General features: G+C 62.8%; 20 protein-coding genes. 9 read left to right on the forward strand and 11 right to left on the reverse strand.

Annotation, left to right across the window (positions count from 1 at the left end; translation table 11 throughout):
- Nucleotides 1-351: 351 nt before the first annotated feature.
- A complete protein-coding gene (locus tag BX592_RS03955) occupies nucleotides 352-642 on the forward strand; it encodes a DUF1488 family protein (protein WP_134190332.1) in 291 nt (96 codons plus the stop codon).
- A gap of 151 nt (nucleotides 643-793) precedes the next feature.
- On the opposite strand, the gene BX592_RS03960 is transcribed toward BX592_RS03955, so the two are convergent.
- The 5 genes from BX592_RS03960 to BX592_RS03980 all read right to left on the reverse strand — a co-directional run bounded on the left by BX592_RS03960 (nucleotide 794) and on the right by BX592_RS03980 (nucleotide 5,824).
- On the reverse strand, nucleotides 794-1,324 hold the full coding sequence (locus BX592_RS03960; protein ID WP_134190333.1) for a cytochrome b: 531 nt from the start codon (nucleotides 1,322-1,324) through the stop codon (nucleotides 794-796).
- 56 nt (nucleotides 1,325-1,380) lie between these two features.
- Nucleotides 1,381-2,682, reverse strand: a complete 1,302-nt coding sequence (locus BX592_RS03965; RefSeq protein WP_134190334.1) for an NCS2 family permease — start codon at nucleotides 2,680-2,682, stop codon at nucleotides 1,381-1,383.
- A gap of 355 nt (nucleotides 2,683-3,037) precedes the next feature.
- Nucleotides 3,038-3,298 carry a DUF4148 domain-containing protein gene (locus BX592_RS03970; RefSeq protein WP_134190335.1) on the reverse strand — a complete coding sequence of 87 codons (261 nt, stop codon included), beginning with the start codon at nucleotides 3,296-3,298 and terminating at the stop codon, nucleotides 3,038-3,040.
- Between the two features lie 97 nt (nucleotides 3,299-3,395).
- On the reverse strand, nucleotides 3,396-4,169 hold the full coding sequence (locus tag BX592_RS03975) for a slipin family protein (protein ID WP_134190336.1): 774 nt from the start codon (nucleotides 4,167-4,169) through the stop codon (nucleotides 3,396-3,398).
- Nucleotides 4,166-5,824, reverse strand: coding sequence for an NfeD family protein (locus tag BX592_RS03980; protein WP_134190337.1), 1,659 nt, complete (start codon nucleotides 5,822-5,824; stop codon nucleotides 4,166-4,168). Before BX592_RS03980 ends, BX592_RS03975 begins: the two co-directional genes overlap by 4 nt.
- Before the next feature lie 461 nt (nucleotides 5,825-6,285).
- Here BX592_RS03980 and BX592_RS03985 point away from each other — a divergent pair, with 461 nt between their 5' ends.
- Nucleotides 6,286-7,977 carry an AMP-binding protein gene (locus tag BX592_RS03985; protein ID WP_134190338.1) on the forward strand — a complete coding sequence of 564 codons (1,692 nt, stop codon included), beginning with the start codon at nucleotides 6,286-6,288 and terminating at the stop codon, nucleotides 7,975-7,977.
- 64 nt (nucleotides 7,978-8,041) lie between these two features.
- Nucleotides 8,042-8,938, forward strand: a complete 897-nt coding sequence (gene mmsB / locus BX592_RS03990; protein WP_134190339.1) for a 3-hydroxyisobutyrate dehydrogenase — start codon at nucleotides 8,042-8,044, stop codon at nucleotides 8,936-8,938.
- A gap of 96 nt (nucleotides 8,939-9,034) precedes the next feature.
- On the opposite strand, the gene BX592_RS03995 is transcribed toward mmsB, so the two are convergent.
- Nucleotides 9,035-10,381, reverse strand: a complete 1,347-nt coding sequence (locus tag BX592_RS03995) for a short-chain fatty acid transporter (protein ID WP_279589168.1) — start codon at nucleotides 10,379-10,381, stop codon at nucleotides 9,035-9,037.
- Between the two features lie 433 nt (nucleotides 10,382-10,814).
- On the opposite strand from BX592_RS03995, the gene BX592_RS04000 reads away from it, so the two are divergent.
- Nucleotides 10,815-11,492 (forward strand): response regulator transcription factor, encoded by a 678-nt coding sequence (locus BX592_RS04000; protein WP_134190341.1) that lies wholly within the window; start codon nucleotides 10,815-10,817, stop codon nucleotides 11,490-11,492.
- 146 nt (nucleotides 11,493-11,638) lie between these two features.
- On the opposite strand, the gene BX592_RS04005 is transcribed toward BX592_RS04000, so the two are convergent.
- Nucleotides 11,639-11,911, reverse strand: coding sequence for a DUF4148 domain-containing protein (locus BX592_RS04005; protein WP_134190342.1), 273 nt, complete (start codon nucleotides 11,909-11,911; stop codon nucleotides 11,639-11,641).
- A 295-nt stretch (nucleotides 11,912-12,206) separates the two neighbouring features.
- Here BX592_RS04005 and BX592_RS04010 point away from each other — a divergent pair, with 295 nt between their 5' ends.
- Nucleotides 12,207-12,545 (forward strand): DUF4148 domain-containing protein, encoded by a 339-nt coding sequence (locus BX592_RS04010; protein ID WP_243849290.1) that lies wholly within the window; start codon nucleotides 12,207-12,209, stop codon nucleotides 12,543-12,545.
- 469 nt (nucleotides 12,546-13,014) lie between these two features.
- Here the strand turns inward: BX592_RS04010 and BX592_RS04015 are convergent, their stop codons facing one another.
- The 3 genes from BX592_RS04015 to BX592_RS04025 are packed head-to-tail and all read right to left on the reverse strand — an operon-like array spanning nucleotide 13,015 to nucleotide 19,012.
- Nucleotides 13,015-14,547, reverse strand: a complete 1,533-nt coding sequence (locus tag BX592_RS04015) for an efflux transporter outer membrane subunit (protein WP_134190343.1) — start codon at nucleotides 14,545-14,547, stop codon at nucleotides 13,015-13,017.
- Nucleotides 14,544-15,809: an efflux RND transporter periplasmic adaptor subunit gene (locus tag BX592_RS04020; protein WP_134190344.1), complete on the reverse strand. Its 1,266-nt coding sequence runs from the start codon at nucleotides 15,807-15,809 to the stop codon at nucleotides 14,544-14,546. Before BX592_RS04020 ends, BX592_RS04015 begins: the two co-directional genes overlap by 4 nt.
- Nucleotides 15,806-19,012, reverse strand: coding sequence for an efflux RND transporter permease subunit (locus tag BX592_RS04025; protein ID WP_134190345.1), 3,207 nt, complete (start codon nucleotides 19,010-19,012; stop codon nucleotides 15,806-15,808). The genes BX592_RS04020 and BX592_RS04025 overlap by 4 nt, the downstream gene beginning before the upstream one ends.
- Nucleotides 19,013-19,555: 543 nt before the next feature.
- On the opposite strand from BX592_RS04025, the gene BX592_RS04030 reads away from it, so the two are divergent.
- The 3 genes from BX592_RS04030 (at nucleotide 19,556) to BX592_RS04040 (ending at nucleotide 22,733) form a co-directional block, all read left to right on the forward strand.
- Nucleotides 19,556-20,305: an AraC family transcriptional regulator gene (locus tag BX592_RS04030; protein ID WP_134190346.1), complete on the forward strand. Its 750-nt coding sequence runs from the start codon at nucleotides 19,556-19,558 to the stop codon at nucleotides 20,303-20,305.
- Between the two features lie 404 nt (nucleotides 20,306-20,709).
- Nucleotides 20,710-21,780 (forward strand): rod shape-determining protein, encoded by a 1,071-nt coding sequence (gene mreB, locus BX592_RS04035; RefSeq protein ID WP_134190389.1) that lies wholly within the window; start codon nucleotides 20,710-20,712, stop codon nucleotides 21,778-21,780.
- Nucleotides 21,781-21,935: 155 nt separating this feature from the next.
- The gene (locus tag BX592_RS04040; protein ID WP_134190390.1) at nucleotides 21,936-22,733 is read left to right on the forward strand and encodes an alpha/beta fold hydrolase; all 798 of its coding nucleotides are present in this window, start codon (nucleotides 21,936-21,938) and stop codon (nucleotides 22,731-22,733) included.
- Nucleotides 22,734-22,795: 62 nt separating this feature from the next.
- Here the strand turns inward: BX592_RS04040 and BX592_RS04045 are convergent, their stop codons facing one another.
- Nucleotides 22,796-23,215 (reverse strand): hypothetical protein, encoded by a 420-nt coding sequence (locus BX592_RS04045; protein ID WP_134190347.1) that lies wholly within the window; start codon nucleotides 23,213-23,215, stop codon nucleotides 22,796-22,798.
- 361 nt (nucleotides 23,216-23,576) lie between these two features.
- Here BX592_RS04045 and BX592_RS04050 point away from each other — a divergent pair.
- Nucleotides 23,577-24,312: citrate/2-methylcitrate synthase (locus BX592_RS04050; protein ID WP_279589169.1), on the forward strand; the 736-nt coding region annotated here is incomplete at its 3' end.

Consider the following 24,312-nt stretch of genomic DNA (forward strand, 5'->3'; position numbering starts at 1 on the left):
CTGACAATGGACAAAGGCAGTGGTTAGAACTGTTATGCGTTCGTTTGAATCGCGCGGGGTTCGCTGCTCGATGGCTGCATCGCACGATGGCGCGAACCGGTGCGTCAATGACGCGCGGGATTCTTTTTTGCACCGCCGCAGCGCTGTTTTCCTGCTGTCTCCGCACCGGCATGGTGTGCGGCAACATAAACCTTGCAGCGCGGCGCAAGTCGTCTAAAGTGAATGAAATCGTTTCGGCGGTGCGTTCGCGCACAGTCCGCGGCGGTTCGTTCCGCGCCTGCGTTCCGCGATGGAGGCACTCAAAGGGCAGGCGCGGCCCTGTGACAGCGTTGAACCCGGCAGGCGACACCCATGCAGATCATTTTCCCGAACGAGATCCCCGAATATTCGGGGCGAGAGCTGACCCTGGCGTTTCCGGCAATGGTCGATGGTGAAAGGGTGGAATGCATGATCACGGCGGAGGCGCTCGAAGATCATTTCGGCGCGGCGTCGCCACGCATCGAAGACATGCTGGGCGCGTTCGACGCGCACCGCTCGCGTATCGAAGCCGCGGCGCGCCGGTTACTGTCCGAGACACGCGCACGGTGTGTGGTGCTGCGCAGCGGGTATGTGCGTTTTTACGAGGCGAACGTCCGCGCGTAAAGCCGTTTGCCACAGCGCCCGAACGCGCCGAAGTACCGTTGGCCGCGATCCATTCGTGGGCACACCGCCTGCATAGTGCGGCGGTGGCGCGAGCGGCGGCAGGGGCCGGGGCGCTGCCGCGTCCCCGTCAGCGTCCCGACCTGCCTGCCTGTTACAGCATGCGCTGTAGCGTGCGATCCCTGAACACCAGCTGATGGCCGATCGCCGCGAGCGCGTGCAGGCCGATCACCCAATAGAACGCATTGCCAAGCCAGACATGGGCCGCGTGGAGCATTTGCCTGGCGGCGGGGTCGGCGCCTACCAGCACGATCTGCCAATCGGTTCCGGCCAGTGTGACCGGATGACCGCCGGTGTTGATCATCAGCATGCCGAGCAGCGGCTGCGCGAAAATGAACAGATAGAGCGCGAGATGGACCAGCCGGGCGAGAAAGGTCAGTAACGCGTTGGTTTCCTGTGCGGCAGGCGCGCCGCGCCAGAGTCGCCACAAAAGCCGCAACACCGCGAGCGACACGACCAGCGTGCCGGCCCACATATGGACGCCGGTCCACAGGATACGGCTGTCGCTCCCTTTAGGACCGCGTATTTCGATCGCGAAGTAAGCGACTGCGACGAGCAGAAAGATAGCCCAGTGAAAGAAGATCGCAGGACGCGAGTAGCGCTCCTGCGTGAGATAAGAAGACATGCATGCTCCAGTAGCGGGTTCCTGCACCGCACGACGGATCGCGGGCGCCGATGCGGTTATTCCGCGCCGAGATAGAAAAAGCGCAGCAGGAAAACCGCTGCAATGATCCACACGACCAGCTTCACTTGCCGCGCCTGTCCGGTCAGCAGCTTGAGAGCGGCGTACGAGATAAAGCCGAACGCAACGCCATTCGCAATCGAATACGTGAACGGCATCAGGAGCGCGGTGAGGGCGGCCGGTACCACTTCGGTTGCGTCGTCCCACGGCAGGTCGAGCATTTCGCGCAGCATCAGGCACGACACATATAGCAGCGCCGGCGCGGTCGCATAAGGCGGCACTACGCCGGCGAGCGGCGCGAAGAACAGACTCAACAGGAAAAGCAGAGCGACGGTGAGCGCCGTGACACCGGTGCGGCCGCCTGCCTGCACGCCCGACGCGCTTTCGATATACGCGGTGGTCGACGACGTGCCGAGCACCGAGCCGGCAAGAATCGCGGTGCTATCCGCGAGCAGCGCGCGGTTCAGACGGTGCATCTTGCCATGGACCAGCAGACCGGCGCGGTTCGCAACGCCCATCAGCGTGCCAGTGGCGTCGAACAGTTCGACGAGGAAGAACACGAGGACCACGTTGAGGATGCCGGTTGACAGCGCGCCATGCACATCGAGCTTGAAGAGCGTCGGCTCGATCGACGGCGGCGCGGAGACGATGCCGTGGAACTCGTTGCCGCCGAAGAAGAAGCTCAGCACGGTCACGCCGACGATGCCGATCAGGATCGCGCCGCGCACACGTAGATGGTCGAGCGTAACGATAGCGAAGAAGCCGACGATCGCAAGCACGACGTGTGCGTCATGCAGATTGCCGAGCGTGACCAGCGTCGCCGGGCTGCCGATCACGATACCGGCGGACTTCAACGAGATGATCGCGAGGAAAAGCCCGATGCCGCCGGTGATCGCGATGCGGATTGAATGCGGAATGCCGTTGACGATTACCTCGCGCACGCGAAACAGCGTGACGATCATAAACAGGCACCCCGAAATGAAAACGGCGCCGAGCGCCGCTTGCCATGGGAAGTGCATTCCTTTGACGACCGTGTACGTAAAGTACGCGTTGAGCCCCATGCCCGGCGCGAGCGCGATCGGGTAGTTCGCGTAGAGGCCCATAATGATTGACGCGAGTGCCGCGACGAGGCAGGTCGCGACGAACACCGCATCTTTCGGCATACCGGCATCGCCAAGGATCGCAGGGTTGACGAAGATGATGTAGGCCATCGTCAGAAAGGTGGTGACGCCTGCGAGTACTTCAGTGCGCAGGTTGGTGCCTGCTTCGTCGAAGCCGAAATACCGTTTTACGGAGTCCATGAGCCGATTCTCTCGTCGGGTTGAGTCATTGTTGTCAAGGAAGACTGCCAGCAAAGCGGCCGCGGTCCGAACAGCCACGGGGCGGATTGTAAACATGATTCGTCCGCCAGGGCAGCCGGGACTTCCTGGGCGTCGATCAACGGCCGATCGGTTGACCCGGGTCGTCTGTTACGAAAACGACCGGGCGCCTTACATTTCTGCGGAGTTTATATGAACAAATCAGGGAGGGGCACTGGCGTAGTGCCCGCACTTGCGTCGCCGCGTTGAACGCGGTCAGGCAATGTTTGACGAGGGTGTCGTGGGAGGGAATGAAGGCGATGTGAAATCGTGATGCGGCAGTCCGGCAGCAAACCCTCTAATGCATGGACTGAGCGGCGGCTTCGGCAGCTCGCCGCGCCGCGACGATCCTGCCGGCCGCAATGGCATTCTCCGGGTAATCGATCCAGTCATCCGGGTCATACCCAGCCGCACGCCACGCGGCAAAATCGGCGATCACTTCTGCACGCGTCTTCGGAGTCGAAGGGTCGTACGTTTGCGCAGGTGTGTCCGCAAACGCGTACTGAACGCATGCAGCGCCTGCAATCGCACAGAGAAGCATCCGAGGAATGAGTTTCATGGTTGCGTCCTCAATCAATCGAAGTGGCCATTTCATTCTAGATCGAGTCGGGCGCACGCGTGAGGCAAGCGCGAACCCTCCTGCTCAAATAGCCCGCTCACGTCTGCGTAGCCTTTCCCATCCGATCCAGCACCGCGTTCAGCAGATCGACCGGCAACGGAAATACAATCGTCGAGTTCTTATCCGCGGCAATCGTCGTCAACGTTTGCAGATACCGCAATTGCATCGCCTGCGGCTGCTGCGCAAGCATCTGCGCCGCATGCAATAGCTTTTCCGATGCCTGCAATTCGCCTTCCGCGTGTATCACCTTCGCGCGCCGTTCGCGTTCCGCTTCCGCTTGCCGCGCAATCGCGCGAATCATCGTCTCGTTGATGTCCACATGCTTGATCTCGACCGTCGACACCTTGATGCCCCACGCGTCGGTCTGCGAATCGAGCACCTTCTGGATATCGGCATTCAGCTGCTCGCGTTCCGATAACAGTTCGTCGAGTTCATGCTTGCCGAGCACCGCTCGCAGCGTCGTCTGTGCGAGCTGGCTGGTCGCCTCCAGGTAGCGCGCGACCTGGATCACCGCGCGCTCCGGATCGACCACGCGAAAATAGACCACCGCGTTCACTTTCACCGACACGTTGTCGCGCGTAATCACATCCTGTGTCGGCACATCGAATACGACGGTGCGCAGGTCCATCCGCACCGCCTGCTGGACAACCGGAATGATCAGCACGAGCCCCGGTCCCTTGACCTTCCAGAAGCGCCCGAGCATAAACACGACACCGCGTTCGTACTCGCGAAAAATGCGGATCGACGATGCAATGAGCAACACGATCACCACAATCAGAATGCTGCCGAAGCCGAATGTGAAACCGATCATCTGCGTTCTCCTTGTTGTGCTGCCGCGCTGGCCGGCACGACCGTGAGCGTGAGGCCGTGGCGCCCGGTCACGCGCACCTGGTGACCGGCCGGTAGCGGCTCGGCGCTCTCGACCCGCCAGCGCTCGCCGCGCACGCGTGCCCAGCCGGTGACGCTGCCGCCATGCCCGTCCGGCGCGAGGCCGTCGTCGAGGATTACGCCGATGCTGCCGATCATCGCCTCCGAGCCGGTTACGACCGGCTGCCGGCGCGCGCGCAGCGCGACGCTCGATACGGTGAACACGAACAGCGCGCCGAACAGCGTGACGCCCGCGATCATCGGCAACGGAATGCCGAAGCCGGGCACATCGGTATCGATCAGCATCAGCGCGCCGATCGCAAACGCAATCACGCCGCCGAAGCCGATCGAGCCGAACGTCGGCAAAAACGCCTCGGCGATCAGGAATGCAAGGCCGAGAAAAATGAGGCCGAGTCCCACATAGTTGATCGGCAGCAATTGCAGTGCGAACAGACCGACCAGCAGACTGATCGTGCCGACCACGCCCGGCAGCACGAAACCCGGATTAGCGAATTCGAAGAACAGGCCGTACATGCCGATCATCAGCAAGATCAACGCCACGTTCGGATCGGTGATCACCGACAGGAAGCGGCTGCGCCAGTCCGGCTCGAGCGTCACGAGGCTCGCGTGCGAGAGCTCGAGCCGATGCTCGCCGTTCACCGTGGTGACCGTGCGGCCGTCCAGTTGTCGCAGCAGATCGGGAATATCGCGGGCGACCAGGTCGACCACCTTTTGCTCGCGCGCCTCGCTCGCCGACAGGCTGACCGCTTCGCGCACCGCGTGCTCCGCCCAGCTCGCGTTGCGGCCGCGCAGTTGCGCGAGACCGCGAATGTACGCGGACGCGTCTTGCACCTGCTTGCGGGTTTCGGTCGATTGCGTGTCGAGCGCGGGCATCGCCGCGGTGTCTGACGACGCAGCGGCAGCGGACGCGCCGGAGGCCGGGCTTTCCGGCTTGCCGCCGGCCCGGTTGTCCGGCGCGGCGCCGGGCATCGTGGGCGCCGCGCCGGGCTTCGGATTGTCCGACCCGCCCATGCCGATCTGCACCGGCGTCGCGGCGCCGAGATTAGTGCCCGGCGCCATCGCGGCGATGTGGCTCGCATAGATGATGTAGGTTCCCGCGCTCGCCGCCCGCGCGCCGCCCGGCGCAATATACGTGGCGACGGGCACCGGCGAGCTCAGAATCGCCTTGATGATTTGCCGCATCGACGTATCGAGGCCACCGGGCGTATCGAGTTCCAGCACGGCTAGCGTCGCGCGGTCGTGCGCGGCTCGCGCGAGGCCACGCACGATGAAGTCGGCGCTGGCAGGGCCAATTGCGCCGTTGACTGGAATGATGATCACCCGAGCGAGCGGCGCAGCGGACGGGGCGCTCGCCGCATTCACTGCCAGCGCGACGCGCGGGCCGACGCTGGGCCAGCCGCCGCTCGCCCATGCCGCGAAGAAAGCGGTTATCAGCAGCGCTAGCCGCAGCGAGCGCAGACACGGGTTGCGCAGGGTCCGATGTATCGGCGCGCCCGCCGTCGTTGCTACGCAACATGCGGCGCGGCGCCGGGGCGGCGGGCGGGGTTGCCGGTACGGGAGAAGCGGGTAGATTCTCATCGCCGACGGCCAGTGCGCCGCAGGACGGATCTCGGCGCCGGCGGCGACCGGCCTCAAAAGGAGGCCTGTTATAAAGCTTAGTCGGATTCCAGCGAATGCGTGAGACTGCCTCGGACAATGGATTTTCCGGGCACGACGACGACCTTGGCGTCCGCCTGCGGCCGTTTTTGACCGCTTGCGACTGCCGGTGACCACTCGATAGCCGTGCGCGGATCGCCATCGCACGGCGTGCCGCGATCGCGAGGCTGCTCAGCCCACCGGGTTCAGTCGGCTATAGGCGTGTCCCCGCATCGCCATGCGATCGCGCAACGCAGTGCGCATGCTGTTGCACGCGCAAGCACCGTCGTGACCGGGCGCGTCCGGTTGGCCGTCTAAGGTCAAACAGCGGTTATCGCGACCCGCATTTCAGTGCAGAATGACCCGCCAATAGAGCGCATCCGCGCCGACCGTGGAGACGATCGATGCCAGCAGCCGACGGCTTTATCGAAGCACGTGACCTGTTGTTGCGCTATCGCACCGACTACGAACGCGCGTATCGCGAGTTCAAGTGGCCGGTGCTCGGGGAATTCAACTGGGCGCTCGACTATTTCGACGTGATCGCGCGCGGTAACGACAGTCCGGCGCTATGGATCGTCGACGACACAGATGGCGACGGCCTCAGGCTTTCGTATGCGCAGATGGCTGAGCGCTCGAACCGGATGGCTAACTTCCTGAGCGGGCTGGGTGTGAGCCGCGGCGACCGGCTGCTGCTGATGCTGCCGAACCGCGCGGAGCTGTGGGACGTGATGCTGGCCGCGATGAAGCTCGGCGCGATCGTGTTGCCGGCGACCACCCAGCTATCCGCGGACGACGTGCGCGATCGCGTGCAGCTAGGAGGCGCGAACGTCGCGATCGTCGACAGTACGGAACTCGCGAAGTTCGATGCGCTCGGCACGCGGCTCACGCGCATTTCGGTCGGTGCACCGCGCGACGGCTGGACCGATATCGCGGCCGCGTACGACGCATCGCCGTCATTTACTCCCGATGGCCCGACACGAGCGGCCGACCCGATGCTGCTGTATTTCACGTCCGGCACGATATCGAAACCCAAGCTCGTCGAGCATACGCATCAGAGCTATCCGGTCGGCCATCTGTCGACGATGTACTGGATCGGGCTGCAACCCGGCGACATTCATTGGAACATCAGTTCGCCTGGCTGGGCGAAGCACGCATGGAGCTGTTTTTTTGCGCCGTGGAATGCGCACGCATGCGTGTTCGTCTACAACTTCGCGCGCTTTGTGCCGAAAGACACGCTGCGCACGCTGGTGCGCTGCAACGTCACGACCTTGTGCGCGCCGCCCACGGTCTGGCGGATGCTGGTCCAGGAGCCGTTGGCGTCGTATCCGGTAAAACTGCGCGAGATTGTCGGCGCGGGCGAGCCGCTCAATCCGGAGATCATCGAGCGCGTGCGCCACGCATGGAATATCACGATCCGCGATGGCTACGGTCAGACCGAAACCACCTGCCAGGTCGGCAATTCGCCTGGACAACCGGTGGTGCCCGGCTCGATGGGGCGGCCGCTGCCGGGCTACCAGGTCGAACTGGTCGATATGGACGACCAGCCCGTCAACGAAGGCGAAATCGCGCTGCCGCTCGCGCAGCGTCCGCTCGGCCTGATGACCGGTTACGCAAACAACGGGACGGCGACCGCGCACGCAATGCGCAACGGCTATTACCACACGTCAGATGTCGCGCTACGGCGTGACGACGGCTACCTCGTCTACGTCGGGCGCTCCGACGACGTATTCAAATCGTCCGATTACCGGTTAAGTCCGTTTGAGATCGAGAGCGTGCTGATCGAGCATGAGGCGATCGCCGAAGCGGCAGTCGTACCGAGCCCGGACGCGTTGCGCTTCTCCGTGCCGAAGGCGTTTGTCACCGTGCGTCAGGGCTTCGATGCGAGCCCGGAAGTGGCACACGACGTATTCCGCTTCGCGCGCGAAAAGCTCGCGCCGTACAAGCGGATTCGCCGTCTGCAGTTCTGCGAACTGCCGAAGACGATTTCCGGGAAGATCCGCCGCGTCGAACTGCGGCGCCGCGAGCTCGATCGCACGGGCGAGCCAGCGCGCCTGCCCGGCGAGTATTGGGAGGAAGACTTTCCCGACTTGCGCTGACTGGCGCTGCAACATGTGACGTACCGGTAAAAAACCGACCGCACGCTGATACGGAGACAACTCGATGAAAATCGGTTTCGTAGGACTCGGCAATATGGGCGCGCCAATGGCGCGCAATCTGCTCAAGGCTGGGCACGCACTGCAAGTGTTCGATGTCAGCGCAGCGGCGGTGCAGGCGCTCGCGGAAGCGGGCGCGGTGCCGGCCGCGTCGCCGAAAGCGGCGGCCACCGCCGCCGAATGCGTGATCACGATGCTGCCTGCCGCCGCGCACGTGCGCAGCGTGCTAACTGGCGACGACGGGGTACTTGCCGGCGTCGCGCAAGGCGTGACGATCGTCGATTCGAGCACGATCGACCCGGCCAGCGTCAAAGCGTTCGCGGAACTCGCGCAACGGCAACGTAACGCATTCGTCGATGCGCCGGTGTCCGGCGGTACAGGCGGTGCGGTGGCGGGGACGCTGACCTTCATGGTCGGTGGCAGTACCGACGCGTACGAACACGTGAAACCGGTGTTGTCCGCGATGGGGCGCAATATCGTGCATTGCGGCGACACCGGCACCGGTCAGGTCGCGAAAATCTGTAATAACCTCGTGCTCGGCGTCACGATGGCGGGCGTCGCGGAAGGGATGGCGCTCGGGGAAGCGCTCGGCATCGATCCGAAGGTGCTGGCGAGCATCATGAACACGTCGACGGGGCGATGCTGGAGCTCGGATACGTATAACCCGTTTCCCGGCGTGATCGATACCGCACCGTCGTCGCGTGGCTATACCGGTGGCTTCGGCACGGATCTGATGCTCAAGGATATCGGCCTTGCGACCGACGCCGCGAAGTCGGTGCGGCAGCCGGTCTTCGTTGGCGCGCTCGCACAGCAGCTATATCAGGCGATGAGCACGAACGGCGCGGGCAAGCTCGACTTTTCGGCAGTGATCAAACTGTATCGGCGCGATGCGGATGAAGCGTGATCGACGAGGACCGGAATGAATGATTGACCCGCGCTTGTTCACCGATGCCGGCGGGCGAGCGCGCGGCATTCGGAACGCGTCAAATGCATCGATGCGTTACGGCACCAGCCACAGCGACAACGCGTAGATCACCAGCGATACGACAAAGGTCACCGCGGTGTATCCCATCACACGCTGAATGCGAATGCCGGCAATCGCAACGACCGGCACTGCCCAGAACGGCTGCAGCATGTTCGACACATTCTCCGCCATCGCGACACCCATTGCGGTGCGTGCGACTGGTGCATGCAGACTCAACGCGGCGGGCAGCACGAAGGGGCCTTGCACTGCCCAGTGTCCGCCTGCGCTGGGAATCAGCAGCGTGATGATTAGCGAACTCAGATAGCTCCAAAGCGCGAGCGTCGCGGGCGTCGATACGACCACGAAGGTCTTCGCGATGACCGACGCGAGCCCGGTGCCGCTCATGATTCCCATCACGCCGCCATACATCGGGTATTGCAGCAGCATCGAACCGGTCTGCCGCGCCGCGCGGCGAATCGCATCCGCGTAGGCAATCGGTGTACGCTGCAGCGCGAGCCCGGCGAGCAGGAAGATCAGGATCGTCGTATTGATATCGAGCTCGAACCCTTTCTGATGCCACTGGATCGCGAGATAGCCGATGCCCATCGCGAGCAGCAGCAGCGTGCCGAGCATCGATTGCTCGAGGCGCGCGGCGAGCGAGCCGTCGCCCGCGCTGCGTGCGTGCGGATCGTCGGCGGGCGCGGCGGGTGCTTCGCGCAGCGGCGTGATCGCCGCATTGCGCGGATGCATCTTGATGAAGATGAACGTCATCACGACAACCACGGCAATCGTCGGCACAAACACGAACGGTGCGAACACCGTCTGCGTCAGCGGGATCACCTGGCCCGTCGCTTTCTCGACCAGGTTCAGTGCATTGCCGTGAGATGCCTGCGACAGCGCAATCGAGCTCGACAGCCCGCTATTGCAGATGGACCACGCGGAATAACTGCCCGCGACGAGCCACGCGAAATCGACATTGACCCGTTTGGCGATCTCGCGCGCGAGCAACGCGCCGACCACCAGCCCCAGTCCCCAGTTCAGCCACGCCGCGACTGCAACGATCGGAAATACAACGAGCGCTGCTTTGGTCGGCGTCTGCACGCGCGACGCGAGCGCACGCAATGCGCGCTGCACGACCGGCGCATCGGCGATCGCAAAGCCGGTGGCGAGAATCAGGATCATCTGCAGTGCAAAGCCGAGAATGCCGAATGCGCCGCCGTACCACGCGCTGAGAATGTGCGGAATGTCGGCCTTCGGTGCGAACAGCATCGACAGTACGATCACGACCACCGTGAGACCGATCGATAGCACGAACGGGTCCGGCATCACACGCTCGAATAGATAGACGAGCGCGCTTACGATATCTCGTCGTTTTGGTTGCAATACATTTTCAGTGTCGGGGTGTCTCCCGTTCATCGTCTCTCTCTCGTGCTCACGGTTTAAGCGGCGGCGGCGATGGTGTGCGAGCCTTCGGTTTGAAAGCTTTTGCACTGACGCGCCGCGTCGGCGTGGGCACGAAACATACCGGAATTTTTCGATACGTGCTATCTGGTCCGCATACCCGGCATGTGCTCTGGGGACGACTGAACGGTAGGAAAGCTATGTTTTGCGGGGATAGGTTCGGATCGTTCGTCGCGCGCATTCGAATGGTGCCGCCGTCGCGTCTGGAGCACCGTGCAAACGGGAAACTTCGCTAACCAAACAGCAACGTCAATGCACCGATCTCGCGTACGCTCGCAGTGGCGAATCGGGGCCGGAAGCGGACGAACGCGATCGGTTGTGCGAGCCCGACGACACAGGAGACGATCAGACTAATATGTTCCGAGTCCTTACGATAGAAGACGACGAGACCGCCGCGGCCACGGTTGTCAACGAGCTTGGCCGAAGAGGCATTTCCGTGCATTGGGTCGATAATGGCAAGGAGGGACTGGTCAGTGCGCTTGCCGACGATTACGACGTTATCACCCTCGACCGGATGCTGCCGGGCGTGGACGGTCTGACTATTCTCACGACGATGCGCAGAGTCGGTGTGACGACGCCGGTGCTGATGTTAAGCGCGCTCGGCGATATCGATGATCGTGTGCGAGGCCTGCGTGCCGGCGGCGACGACTATCTGACCAAGCCGTGCGATCCCGAAGAAATGGCGGCCCGGCTCGAAGCGCTGGTGCGCAGACGCCAGGCGCCGGCTCAGCCGACGGAGGCTGTGCTGTCGGTTGGGTCGATCGAACTCGACCTGATTGCGCACAAGGCGCGCCGCGACGGCGAAGAAATCGCGCTGTTGCCGACTGAGTACCGGGTGCTCGAATACATGATGCGTCATGCTGGCTGCACGGTTACGCGCACGATGCTGTTCGAGGCGGTATGGGGTTATCACTTCGATCCGGGCACCAATCTGGTTGACGTGCATATGGGCCGCCTGCGCAAGAAGATCGATCCGCCCGGCGCGCAACCGCTGATCCGGACGGTGCGCGGGTCCGGTTACATATTCGGCTAGGAGACGACGCTGGGTATACGTCACGACGGCGGTGTTGCGCGGCTGTTTCGACGGAAGCCCGCGACTGTTCTACTCGCGCTGGCGGGAAAACGATGCCAGTCGCGCGGCAACTGCGGGATTCACGTTGCCGCGCCCGGGTCTCGCGCTCAACCGTGCGAGTACAACTGCTGATTCAGATACTGATATTGCCCGTCCTTTTCCGCGTGGACGAGATCCTGATAGACCTGGGCGCGCGTCAGGCCCTGCACCGGCTTGCCGTACGGCGGTACCCATTGGCCGGCTTGCGAAAGGGAGGTCGATGGATCCGCAGGCGCGGTGTTTGCGACGGAGTTCGTGCTGGCAGTAGCGACGCTCTGAGCGAAGACGGGGCTGCACAGGGTGGCGCCGGCAACGGCGAAGGCGATGAGTGCGAGTTTCATATTGGCATTCCTAATCGGGTTAACAGAGGGACCGGTCGTCGACATGAGCAGGGGTTATCTGCATCGACGAGTTCAGTGTAAGAAGGACGCCCTAGCGAATCCGTCATGCAACAATGAAAGAAATTTCATCTATTGGGCGCAATGGCTCGGGCGGGCGGCTGGACCCATGACCGTGATGGTGACGTCGAGGCCGACGCATTGCCGCCTAACAAAAAGTTCATCCGTTTTATGGAGTTTCGATACGGCGTGTGGACCATCCTTGTGTCGTCACAATATCGCGCAAGGAGCGGATGACATGAAACCATTCTGGATGAAAACGACGGTGGTACTTTGCGTTTTGCTCGCAAGCGGCGCGGCGTCGGCCAGCACCCGGCTGACGCCGCATGAATGCAATGACTATCCTTTCACACCGCTGAGCAAGCCGGTCACGCATGCACAATTGATGCAGGAGCTTAGCGAACTCGAATCGGTGGGTTACCAGGCGGGTGCGGGAGACGACAACTACTATCCGTCGGAAATTCAGGAAGCGGAAGCACGACTCAGGCTGAAATACCGCGCCGACTGTCTCGGTGAGAATGTAAAGGTGCCGACGACGCCGATTATCTACAGTGGTGGCGCGAGCGGGTTTTATTGATGTCCCGCAGCACCCCGGCAGATGAACGGTGCCGTTTTTGCGTGTCGTGATCTATAGTGGGCGGCACGCAAAGCGGCTACCTATCGTGTCTCAGGCGTGCGGGCCAGAGCTGGCTGCGCACGCATCGCGGCATGCGGGCCGCTAAAACCGCATCCACACCGAACGAGAAATACAGCGAGCCGTGGTTTTGCGCTCGAAATGCCTGGGCGTGACCTGCTATCTGCGTCGACGCGATCATCGAGATGAGTTTGCCCGAGCCGAACGACGCGCGACAATAGCGGGAGCGGTTCCGAAACTCCTGCGTCGATTGAATTCCCTTCCTCATGCAAGCGTTCCGGCGATCCCACGGAACGCTTGCCCTACTATTGGGTGGCTGAACGAATGCATTTGCGTACGATGACCCGGCTTGCGGAAATACGGCGGAAAGACCCGGAGGACCGCAATTGAACGACGGCGGCGCGCTCCATCGTTACCGTGTGTGCTCGTCCTGCGGCGAAGTGCGCATCGCGATCGGCTGGAACGGCACTGTCTGATCCGGCGTAGGCAGGTCTTGCGCCGACCAGCCGCCGCCCACCGCGCCGATCAGATCGACCGCCGCCTGCAGCCGGCGAGTCTTCACCTGAACCTTCGACAATTCAGCGTTTAATGCGGCGATTTGCGCGACCGTGACGTTGAGGTAGTCGTTCAGACCGCTCGTATAGAGCTGCATCGCGATGTCCTGTGCCTTCACCGACGCGCGGACGGCGTCGCTCTGCTGCTTGTACTCGGTGGCGAGCTTCGTCGTCAGCGATAATTGATCCTCGACCTGCTGGAACGCTTTGAGCACCGTCGACCGGTAGGTGTCCGCGGCCTGATGGAGCGAAGACCAGCTCTGCTGTTCCTCGGCCCGGCGCAGCCCGCCCTCGAATAACGGCAGCAACGCCGAAGCGCCGACGCTCCACAGGCTGTCCGGCAATGACGCAAGTCCGATGCCGTTGTCCTCGAAGCCGAAACTGGCGCTGAGCCGGATGTTCGGGTAGAACGCCGCGCGCGCAACACCGATCGCCGCGTTGGCCGCGGCCATTTCGCGCTCGGACGCCGCGATGTCGGGGCGCCGTTGCAGCAGCTCGGACGGTACGCCCACCGGGATCACAGGAATTGTCAGCGGTTTCAGATCGCCGGGCGGCAGCGAAAACGTCGACGGGTTCTGGCCTGCGAGTACCGCAATCGCATGCTCGAGGACGGCGCGTTGCGCTTCGATATCGGTATCGGCGGCCTGCGCCGTGGCCAGCTGGTCGCGAGCCCGCTCGAGATCGAGGCCGGAACCGATCTTGCCGGTGTAACGCAGCCTGGTGATGTTCACCGCATCGCGGTAGTAACCGAGTGTGTTCGTATAAACCGCTTGCTGCGCGTCGAGCCCGCGCAACATCATGTAGTCGCTTGCCAACTCCATCTCGAGACTGAGTCGTGCTGTTGCGACGAGCGCCGCGGTGGCCTGCGCGCTGGCCTTCGCAAAGTTGGTCCGGTTGCGAATCTCGCCCCAGAAATCGGGTTCCCAGCTCGCGGCCGCGCCATAACCTAGCGACGCCTCTTCAAGGGGCAGCGAAGGGCTCGACGCAAGGCTGTGGAAGAGGGTATGCGCCGACTCCGCGTTTTGCGATGCGAACGCTTGCGCGCTCAATTGCGGAAACAGTTGCGAACGGGCTTCGGCAACCACGTCGCGGGCCTGCGTATAAGTCTCCTGCGCTGCCTTCAGATCCGGATTCGCCGCGTCGAGTTCGGTTTCGAGCTGGTCGAGCTCAGTGTTGCCGAACATGTTCCACCACGGCCCATGCGCGAGCTCGTCGTCGGGATGGGCGAGCACGAACGGACCGGTTCCCTTGTAGCTCATCGGGAGCAGCGTCGTGTGCGGCGGTGTGTAGACGGGCGCGAGGCTGCAGCCGGCAAGCGGCGCGACAAGCGCCAGCAAGATGCCGACAAGCTTGCCGGCGCGGCCGGCAGCGGGTTTGACGTGGCGCTTCATTTGGAGTCGCTTCCAGCTGGGCCGGCATCGGCAAGTTTCTGACCAGCGGCTTGTGAGGATTGTGCGATCGCACCCGCCGGTCGGATGCCGGGCACGCCTTCGACGACTTCGACCTTCTGGCCGTCGAGTATTCCAGCTGAAGGACTGACGATGAACCGATCGGTCGGCTTCAGTCCCGAGAGAATCTGCACCCGCTGGCCAAGATTGAGCCCGAGCTTCACGTTCTGCAGATGCACCCGGTCGTGCGGTCCCACGAGCGCAATCTGCATGCCCTGTTCACGGAACACCAGCGCCTGTTCCGGCACGACGAGCACGTTCTGGTCGGAGGGTACTTTAAAGGTTACCGTCGCATATGTGCCGGGCCACAACAGACGGTCGGGGTTATCGGCGACCAGTTCGGTAACGACCGTTCGGGTGCGCGGGTCGAATGCCTTCGCGGTGGTCAGCAGCTTCGCGTGGAACTGACGCCCTGGATATTGCGGCACCGTGAAGGTCGCGTCGAGGCCGGGCTTTAGCATGTCGGAGTAATCCTGCGGCACCGACACGAACAGGCGCATCTCATGGACGTCCGCCACCGAAAACAGTTCATCGGCGGCACCGCGGGAACTGACGTCGCCGCCTGCCGCGTTGACGTAGTTGCCGATGTCCGTATCGCGCGACGTGATCACGCCGTCGAATGGCGCAACGATACTTTTAAACTGCTCGAGCGCATGGTAGCGCTCGACGTTGTGCTCCGCCGCCATCACCATCGCGTCCTTCGCGGCCGCATTCGCTGTCTTGATGTCGACGTCTTCCTGCGCGACCGCTTCTGTGCCGGCGAGTGCCTTCCAGCGCGTCGCGGTAACGTCCGCCAGCTTGCTATTGGTCTGCGCAACGGCGAGATCGGCAAGCGCTCCCTGATACTGCTGATCGACAGTCGGCGCATCGATCGTGGCGAGCAGTGCACCCTTCTTGACGAACGCTCCGTAGTCGACATACCACTTTTGCACATAACCCGACACTTGGGCATAGATCGGCGCGGTGTACCACGCGTTGACGTTGCCGGGCAGCGTGACGGTGCGCGTCGCGGGACCTCGCGCCGGCGCCATCACCTGCACCTGGGGCACTGACTCTTCGTCGGTTGCGGCTTTCAGGTCGACGAACGCGTCGTGCCGTTGAACGATGCCATGGACGACGAGACCGCCGAGAATCAGCGCGGCGACCATGACGGACCATTTAGCCCGGCTTTGGCTCGGCGCCAGCACCTCGCGAGGGATGTTCATAGATGAGACTCCGTGGGGGCGTCTTTGACGTTGCGATGCATGATCGCGAACACACAGGGGACAAATAGCAAAGTGGCGAATGTGGCGATCAGCAGACCGCCGATCACGGCCCGGCCGAGCGGCGCGTTCTGCGAATTGCTCAGCGACATCGGCAGCATGCCGATGATCATTGCGAGCGCGGTCATCAGCACGGGCCGGATGCGCGCATAGCCTGCTTCGATCGCGGCGGCCACCGCATCGCCGTGCGCGGCCAGTCGCTCGCGCGCGAACGACACCACCAGAATCGAGTTTGCCGTCGCGGTGCCCATGCACATGATTGCGCCGGTGAGCGCAGGCACGGACAGGTTCGTATGCGTGAGAAAGAGGCTCCACGCGATGCCTGCGAGTGCGCCCGGCAGCGCGGTGATGATGATGAACGGATCGAGCCAGGACTGAAAATTGATGACGATCACCAGGTACACCAGCAGCACCGATATCGCGAGGCCCCCGAGCAGTTGCCCATAGGCGTTCTTCATCGTCGTCGCCTGGCCGCGCAAATGAACGCTCGCACCGCGTGGCAACTGCGCCTGCATCTGGTTCACGACCTTTTCGACGTCGCCTTCGACTGCGCCCAGATCGCGTTGCTGGTTGCTGACGTACACGTCGACCACCGGCAGGATGTTGAAGTGTGATACGACGAGCGGCGAACCGGTCTGCGAGATCGTGCCGAGCGCGCCGAGCAGTTGTGTGCTGCTGCCGCTCGGTGAGCCGTTGCCTTGATCGATAGGGATCGTCTCGAGGTCGTTCATCGACGAGAGCTGGTCTTGCGGCGTCTGCAGATTGACGAGGTGCGACACGCCGTTGGTCGTGTCGAGCCAGTACGTCGGCGCCGTTTGCCCGCTGCCGGAGAGCGTCGCGAGTGCGTTGTTTGCGATGCTCGCCTCGGTCAGATTCACGCCGGACGCAAAACTGCGGTCTGCATCTACTTTCAGCGTCGGCGCGTTGAACACCTGCTGAACATGTACATCGGCTGCACCAGGAATCTGGCGCAGACGCGCGGCAAGCTTCTGCGCGAAGGCCATGTTAGCCAGTTGTCCGCGGCCGGAAATCTGCACGTCGATCGGCGCGGGCAAGCCGAAATTCAGGATCTTCGCGGTGATGTCGCCCGGCAGAAACGAGAACTGCGTGCCGGGGAACATCTTCGGCAGGTCGCGGCGCAGCTTCGCGCGGTATTCGTCCACCGGCGACGCCTCATTTTTGAGGCTGATCGTAACGTCGCAGTCCTGTGGTCCGATGGTGCCGTCCGAGTTGTACGCTTCGTTGGTGCTGCTAGTGGGCAAGCCACAGTTGTCGACCAGATTCGTGACCTGGCCAGGCAAGGTGCGGCGAATGCCATGATTCACCAGGTCCGCGATTTTTCCGGTGTCTTCGAGCCGGGTGCCGGCTGGCGCGCGCATGTGCATATCGATCTCGTCCGACTTGATACTCGGGAAGAAGTCGCGGCCGAGAAAACCCACGAGACCCATCGATGCAACCGCACATGCGACGAACACCAGTACAAAGCGTTTGCGGTGAAATAGTGCGAGCGTCAGCACATCGCGATATCTCTCGCGAAAGGCGGTGAAACGCTGCTCGAAGCCGCGCTGGAAGCGTTTGAAGAAACCCGGATTAGCACCCGCACGGCCGTGGCCATGCCCGTGACCGTGTCCGTGACCGTGTCCGTGTCCGTGCGGAAGGTGCAATTGCCCGCGCAGCAGCCATGCGGCCATCGTCGGCACCAGCGTGCGCGACAATATGAACGACGCGAGCATGGCATAGATGATCGCCTCGGCGAGCGGACGGAACAGGTAGCCGGAAATGCCGCCGAGCTGAAACATCGGCAGCCACACAATGCATATGCAAAGCGTCGCGACGAGCGTCGGTACGACGATCTGATTGGCGGCCGCGATAATGCCCGGCTCCAGTTCCTCGCCTGTTTCGAGGTGTGCGTCGATATTTTCGATCATCACCGTCGCATCGTCGACGAGAATCCCCACCGCGAGCGCGAGTCCGCCTAGTGTCATCACGTTGATCGTCTGACCGGTCAGGTGCAGCATGATGACCGAGCACAGAATCGCAAGCGGAATGGACGTCGCGACGATCAGCGTCGAGCGCCAGCTGCCGAGAAAGAGCAGCACCGTCAAGCCCGTGAGCACGGCTGCGGTAATCATCTCCTGCACGACGTCGCGCACCGAATCCTTCACGAACCCGGAAGTGTCGTTGAGCGGAGTGATCTTCACGCCGGCCGGCAGTGTCTTGACGATGGCGGGCAGCGCCTTCTTGATACCTGCGACGACGGACAGCGTCGACGCATCGCCGCTTTTCAGAATCTCGATAAGCACCGACTGCTTGCCTTTTACCAGCACCGCATTGATTTGCGGTGGCGAGCCGCGGTGCACGTACGCGACGTCCCGCAGGTAAACCGTCGCGCCGTTCACGGTCTTGATAGGCATGTTGTTGAACGACGGCACCGCGACCGGCGTCGAGTTGGTCTGCACCATGAAATCGAGTGCGCCGATCTTCTGGTCGCCGGCCGGCAACACGACGTTCTCTTTCGCGAGCGCATGTGCGACGTCAGTGGCCGACAGACCATGCGCGAGCAGCTTCGCCTGGTTCAGATCGATTTCGACGTTCAGCGAACTGCCACCGTACGGATTCGGAATCGCCGTGCCCGGCACCGACACGAGCGCCGGCCGGATCAGATTGGACGCCATATCGTAGATCTGCGCGGCCGTCATGCTGGGCGCGGAGACCTGCAGAAACAGCACCGGCACCGACGATGCGCTATACGAAAGCACCTGCGGTGGCGTGATGCCGGCCGGCATCTGCTTGAGCACGGTCTGCGAGACCGCGGTCACCTGTGCCTGAGCGGCCGCGATGTTGGTGCCCGGCTGGAAGAAGATTTTCACGACGCCGGTCCCATACAGCGACTGGCTTTCGATGTGTTCGATGTTCGCGACCGTCGTTGTCAATGCGCGCTCGTAGTAGTAGACGACGCGCCCTGACATGTCCTGCGGAGCCAGGCCGGTGTATGACCACACGACCGCGACGACTGGAATCCGGATCGCCGGAAAGATATCCGTCGGCGTCTTCATTATCGCCATCACGCCAGTGAGCACGATGAGGATGCTCATCACCACGAAGGTGAGCGGACGGCGCAGGGCAACCAGGACAATGGCGTTCATGAAATGGTATCGGCGGCTTCGGGTTGAATCTGGACGTTGGACCCGCTTGGTCGTCAATGCCGGCCGGCACGCGCGCACGTTGACACGCGCGCCCGCCTCGGCGGGCGCGACTGACGATCGGGACGGGAAAGCGCGTGGCCGGACGCGCGACGGCTACGGGGCTAGAGTGCGCTGTGGCAAAAGCAGGCCGCGGTGTGCGTGACGGTCACTACGTAATCGGTTGCGCTCGCGCGCGGTGACGGCTCGGGAATGGGATTGCATCGCGTGGAGCTGATTCATGGTCGAACGCCGGTGGACTGAGAACATGTGCATGATCGGTGTTTTCGACTAACGCACGTTTGCCATCTTGATGAAAGATTCTTTATTTTCGACGGCGACGCGGGCAGGCCACCGATCGGTCGCGCGTGCACGGCTACGGCTGCGCCGCGGCCCCGAGCGCACTCTTTGGGCCCATCTCCGACTTCTGGCCGGCGCTGCGGCAAGCTCTCGGCCAACGTGCTAATCTCGCACGGTTTCGATATCTGACAGGGCAAAACGGACACCATGGACGTCATCGATCCGAATGTCGTGCCGCGTCCCGTCTTCGTGCTCGCCGACCGGCACGACGCGCTGGACAAGCCATGGCAAGCGGAGCGCCGCGCGCAATTCGTGCACGTTAGCGAGGGAGTGTTGACTGTGCGCACCGATACAGGACTATGGGTGGTGCCGCCGCATCACGCGGTATGGCTGCTGCCGGGCGCGCTGCATCGCGCGACATCGCTGAATCCGGTTGTCACCCATACGCTGTACGCGGACACGGAGGTCGTGCCGGTGCCCGCCGAAAATTGCGTGGTGTCGGTTGAGCCGCTCGTCGACGAATTGCTGCTCGCGGCCGCGCAATTCGGCGCGGACTATCGGCCTGACAGTCCCGAATCGCGGCTGATCGACGTGATCGTCGACCGGCTGCCGCTGCTTGCCCACGCGGCTCTTTCGTTGCAGTACCCGCGCGACCGGCGAATCCTGCGTATCGCCGATGCGCTGATCGCGCATCCGGCGCAGTCCGGCGTGCTGGACGAACTCGCGGCGGACGCCGGCGTGACCGCGCGCACCGCTGCGCGGCTGTTCGTGAAGGAAACCGGGCTCACGTTCGGGCAATGGCGGCAGCAATTGCGTCTGCTGGTCGCGCTCGAGCGGCTCGGCGCCGGCACCAGCGTGACGCGCGTCGCACTCGACGTCGGCTATAACGACGTCTCGTCGTTTATCGCGGTCTTCAAGGATTCGCTCGGCGAAACGCCCGCCCGCTACTTCCGCTGAAACGGGCTTGCCTGGCCAGGCCCCGTCACGAGTCGATGCGCGCCGGTCGCCTACGCCGCCTTGCGTCGGGTGAGCGATTACGGGCGATCGCCGGCGCTGGGTTCGCCGGCGCGGTAATAACCGGCGAGTGGCGGCGTCTGGATCCATTCATGCGTTCGTGCGCAACGAAACCTCGTGGGCGCCGGACGATTGCGCGAAACGCGCTGCGAATGAAGGCTTTTTGTAGGTTTTTCGAGCCCTGCGGTCGCTACGGTGCGCTAAAGATTATCCGCATGCCGCCGTTAACGGCTGTCATAAGCCTGAAAAACATGCCCGACGCACGAGACGGCGTAGCGCCCACCCGCGCGTTCGAGAGTTTCGTGCCGCCCGCAAGGCGGCCAACCACACACCTACAGAGCCGACATATGGCGCGATCGATGCCGCAAGCTTCGCCGAACCACACTTCGTTTTTCGGACGCCTGTTCCGCTACTCCGTTGCCGTGGACCTCGGCACGGCCAATACGCTGATTTACACCGACGACGGCGGCATCGTCGTGAATCAGCCTTCGGTTGTGTGTTTTCAGAAGCAGATGTCGGCGGAAGGGCGCAGGCGTGTCGCGGCGGTCGGCGCGGAGGCGAAGCAGATGCTCGGCCGGGCGCCCGGCAACCTCGAGCCGGTGCGGCCGATGCGGCACGGCGTGATTGCGAATTTCCCGGCGGCCGAACATATGATTCGCCAGTTCGTCGATATGGCGAAGCCGCGGCCTTTCTTTGCACGGCGCGCCGCCTTCACGATTTGCGTGCCGGCTGGCGCGACCCAGGTCGAGCGGCGCGCGATCCGCGAGGCGGCGGTGGCCGCGGGCGCGTGGAAGGTCAATCTGATCGAGGAATCGCTCGCGTCGGCGGTCGGCGCGGGATTACCGGTGTCGGAGGCGACCGGCTCGATGGTCGTCGATATCGGCGGCGGCACGACGGAAATCGGCGTGATCGCGCTGGGCGGCATCGCGTATAGCGGGTCGATCCGCATCGGCGGCGATCAGTTCGACCAGGCAATCGTCAACTATGTGCGCAGTATGTATGGCGTGGTGCTCGGCGAGCAAACCGCCGAGCACGTGAAGAAAACCATCGGGTCGGCGTTGCGCGACGCGCATGTGCAGAAGATGTTCGCGACCGGCCGCAGTGTCGACGACGGCCTGCCGCGCACGATCGAGATCAGCACGGAGGACGTTGCCGATGCGATCGTCGTGCCGTTGCGCCAGATTCTGGTTGCGGTGAAGGCGGCGCTCGAGAATGCGCCGCCCGAACTGGTCACCGACATCGCGCACGCAGGCATCATGCTGACCGGCGGCGGCGCGCTGCTCGGCAATCTGACGCGTTATCTCGCCGGTGAACTCGGTCTCGACGTTCGCGTCGCCGACGAGCCGCTGACCTGTGCGGTGCGCGGCGCCGGCGCGGCGGCCGAAGCGGGCCTGATCGACGCCTACGTGTACGAGTGACCGGGTGAACGCGCGGGGCGGCCGCGCCGCTGCGCGCGCCCGCCGCGATGCGCACCACCGGAGGCTGTGGGACAATTGCGGCCGTGAATGCTCCCGTACCTCTCCCCCTGACTGCTTTAACGCCATCATTCGTCGAGCTGAGCAACGGCCTGCAGATGCCGTATGTCGAGCGCGGCGACGGCGAACTGCTGCTGTTCGTGCATGGCTCGTTGTGCGACTACCGCTACTGGCAGCCGCAGCTCGACGGCCTGTCTGACCGCTACCGGTGCGTCGCGGTGAGCCTTACGCACTATTGGCCCAATGTCGATACACCGACGCGCGTGCCGTTCAGCTGGAGCCGCCACGCCGATGAACTCGCCGAATTCCTCGAGCGGCTCGACGCGGGGCCGGCGCATGTGATTGGCCATTCGCGCGGCGGCTGTGTGTCGTTTCACTTCGCGCGCCGGCACGCGCGGCATCTGCGCACACTCACACTTGCGGACCCGGGCGGGCCATTACAGATTGCCGGCCGTCCGCTCGCGCGCTTGCCGGAAACGGTGAACGCGCTGCGCGCGCGAGCCGCGCATTTGATCGAAGAAGGGAACGTGGAGGCGGGCTTGCAGCTCTTTGTCGATTCGGTGAGCCGTCCCGGATTCTGGTCAAAGAGTACGGGCGCATTCCGCACGATGGCGACCGACAATGCACATACGCTTGCACGCCAGTTTCGCGACCCGCTACCGGCTTATGTGCCTGACGAAGCTTCGCAGGTCCGCTGCCCGGTGCTGCTGATCGACGGTGAAAAGAGCCCGGACATGTTCAGACGCACCGTCAACGCACTTGCTTCATGGTGCCCGGATGCGCGCCGCAACACGGTGAACGGCGCGTCCCACGGAATGAATCTCGCGCATCCGGCTGCATTCAATCGCTACGTCGACGAATTCGTGCGGACGGCAACGACTGCCGCTCGCGCGTGACCGTCCGCTGGACCCAAACGCGCGCCGCACGTCGCGCGGCCTGCGTTTGGGTCGCTTTCGCCCTAGTGCTTGTGCTTGCTCTTTTCATGCTGATGCGCGTCTTCGTCGAGTGCGCGTTCCGCAGCCTCGCCGACACGGCCGCAGTAGTAAAGATGCACGCCGATTGCGAGTGAGTCGTTGCGGATTTCATGAAATGCCTTCCACGCGTTGGTGGGGTTCCGGAAAACCAGATAGTGGGCTTGCTGCGAGATCAGCCGCGCAACTTCATGCAAACCATGGCCGTGCAACTGGTCGACGAGCGCGTCGAGGCTGTCGTGCGTGCGCGCATCGGTGCGCGGGTAAAGCATGTGCAGCACCGCGATCTTTTCAGTGGCGAGCGCCGCCGACATCGCCAGCACGATATCCTGATGATTCAGCGCAGTGACAATCGCCTCTTCCTGCTCGCCGGTATCGGGAAAAAGCGCTTCCATATTCAGTGTCATTCTTGACATCCCTGTTCAATAAGTTTCATCGACGCCTGCATTCGACGCGTGTGTGAATCATCACGTGCAGCACGGATGATCCATCGGTGAACGTCAGTATCGCAGACCGATCCGCGCTATGTATCGTTCCGCCTGGCAAAAGATTGTTGCATTCATGGCATTTTCTTTCATTTTGTCGGCTTTGCATGTTTGTGCGCATCGAGCTTCGCGTCACGAGTGTTTCTTTCGGCGGTACTCGTTGTTGCGAATATCGACGCAATGTTGAAGAGGCCGCGCCGTAGAATGCAAATCACCATCAAAGCGGGCGGCATCTTATTGATGTTATCGGCCGCTGGCTCAATGAATTGAAAGAGGAACTCGAATGAACAGCTCAGGCACACACGCGACACTGACTTTTTCGGATAGCAACGAGAAAATCGAACTTCCGGTTTACAAGGGAACGATGGGCCCGGACGTGGTCGACATTCGCAAGCTATACGGCCAGACCGGCAAGTTCACCTATGACCCGGGGTTCATGTCGACAGCGGCGTGCAATTCGGCCATCACGTATATCGATGGGGACAAGGGCGAACTGATGTACCGCGGCTATCCGATCGATAGCCTTGCGCAGAATGCGGACTTCCTCGAGACCTGCTATCTGCTGCTGAAGGGCGAACTGCCGAATCCGCAGCAAAAGGAAGCGTTCGTGAAGGCTGTGACGAATCACACGATGGTGCACGAGCAGATGCACTTCTTTTTCCGTGGCTTCCGTCGTGACGCGCACCCGATGGCGATTCTGGTCGCCGCGGTCGGCGCGCTGTCGGCGTTCTATCACGACTCGCTCGACATCACGAACGCAGATCATCGTGAAGTGTCGGCGATCCGCATGATCGCGAAGCTGCCGACGCTGGTGGCAATGGCGTACAAGTACAGCATCGGCCAGCCGTTTGTGTATCCGCAGAACGATCTTTCGTACAGCGCGAACTTCATGCGGATGATGTTCTCGACGCCGTCCGAGGAGTTCAAGGTCAACGACGTGCTGGTGCGCGCGCTCGACCGTATCCTGATCCTGCACGCGGACCACGAGCAGAACGCGTCGACGTCGACTGTGCGTCTGG

The organism is Paraburkholderia rhizosphaerae, from assembly GCF_004366595.1.
GTDB lineage: Bacteria > Pseudomonadota > Gammaproteobacteria > Burkholderiales > Burkholderiaceae > Paraburkholderia > Paraburkholderia rhizosphaerae.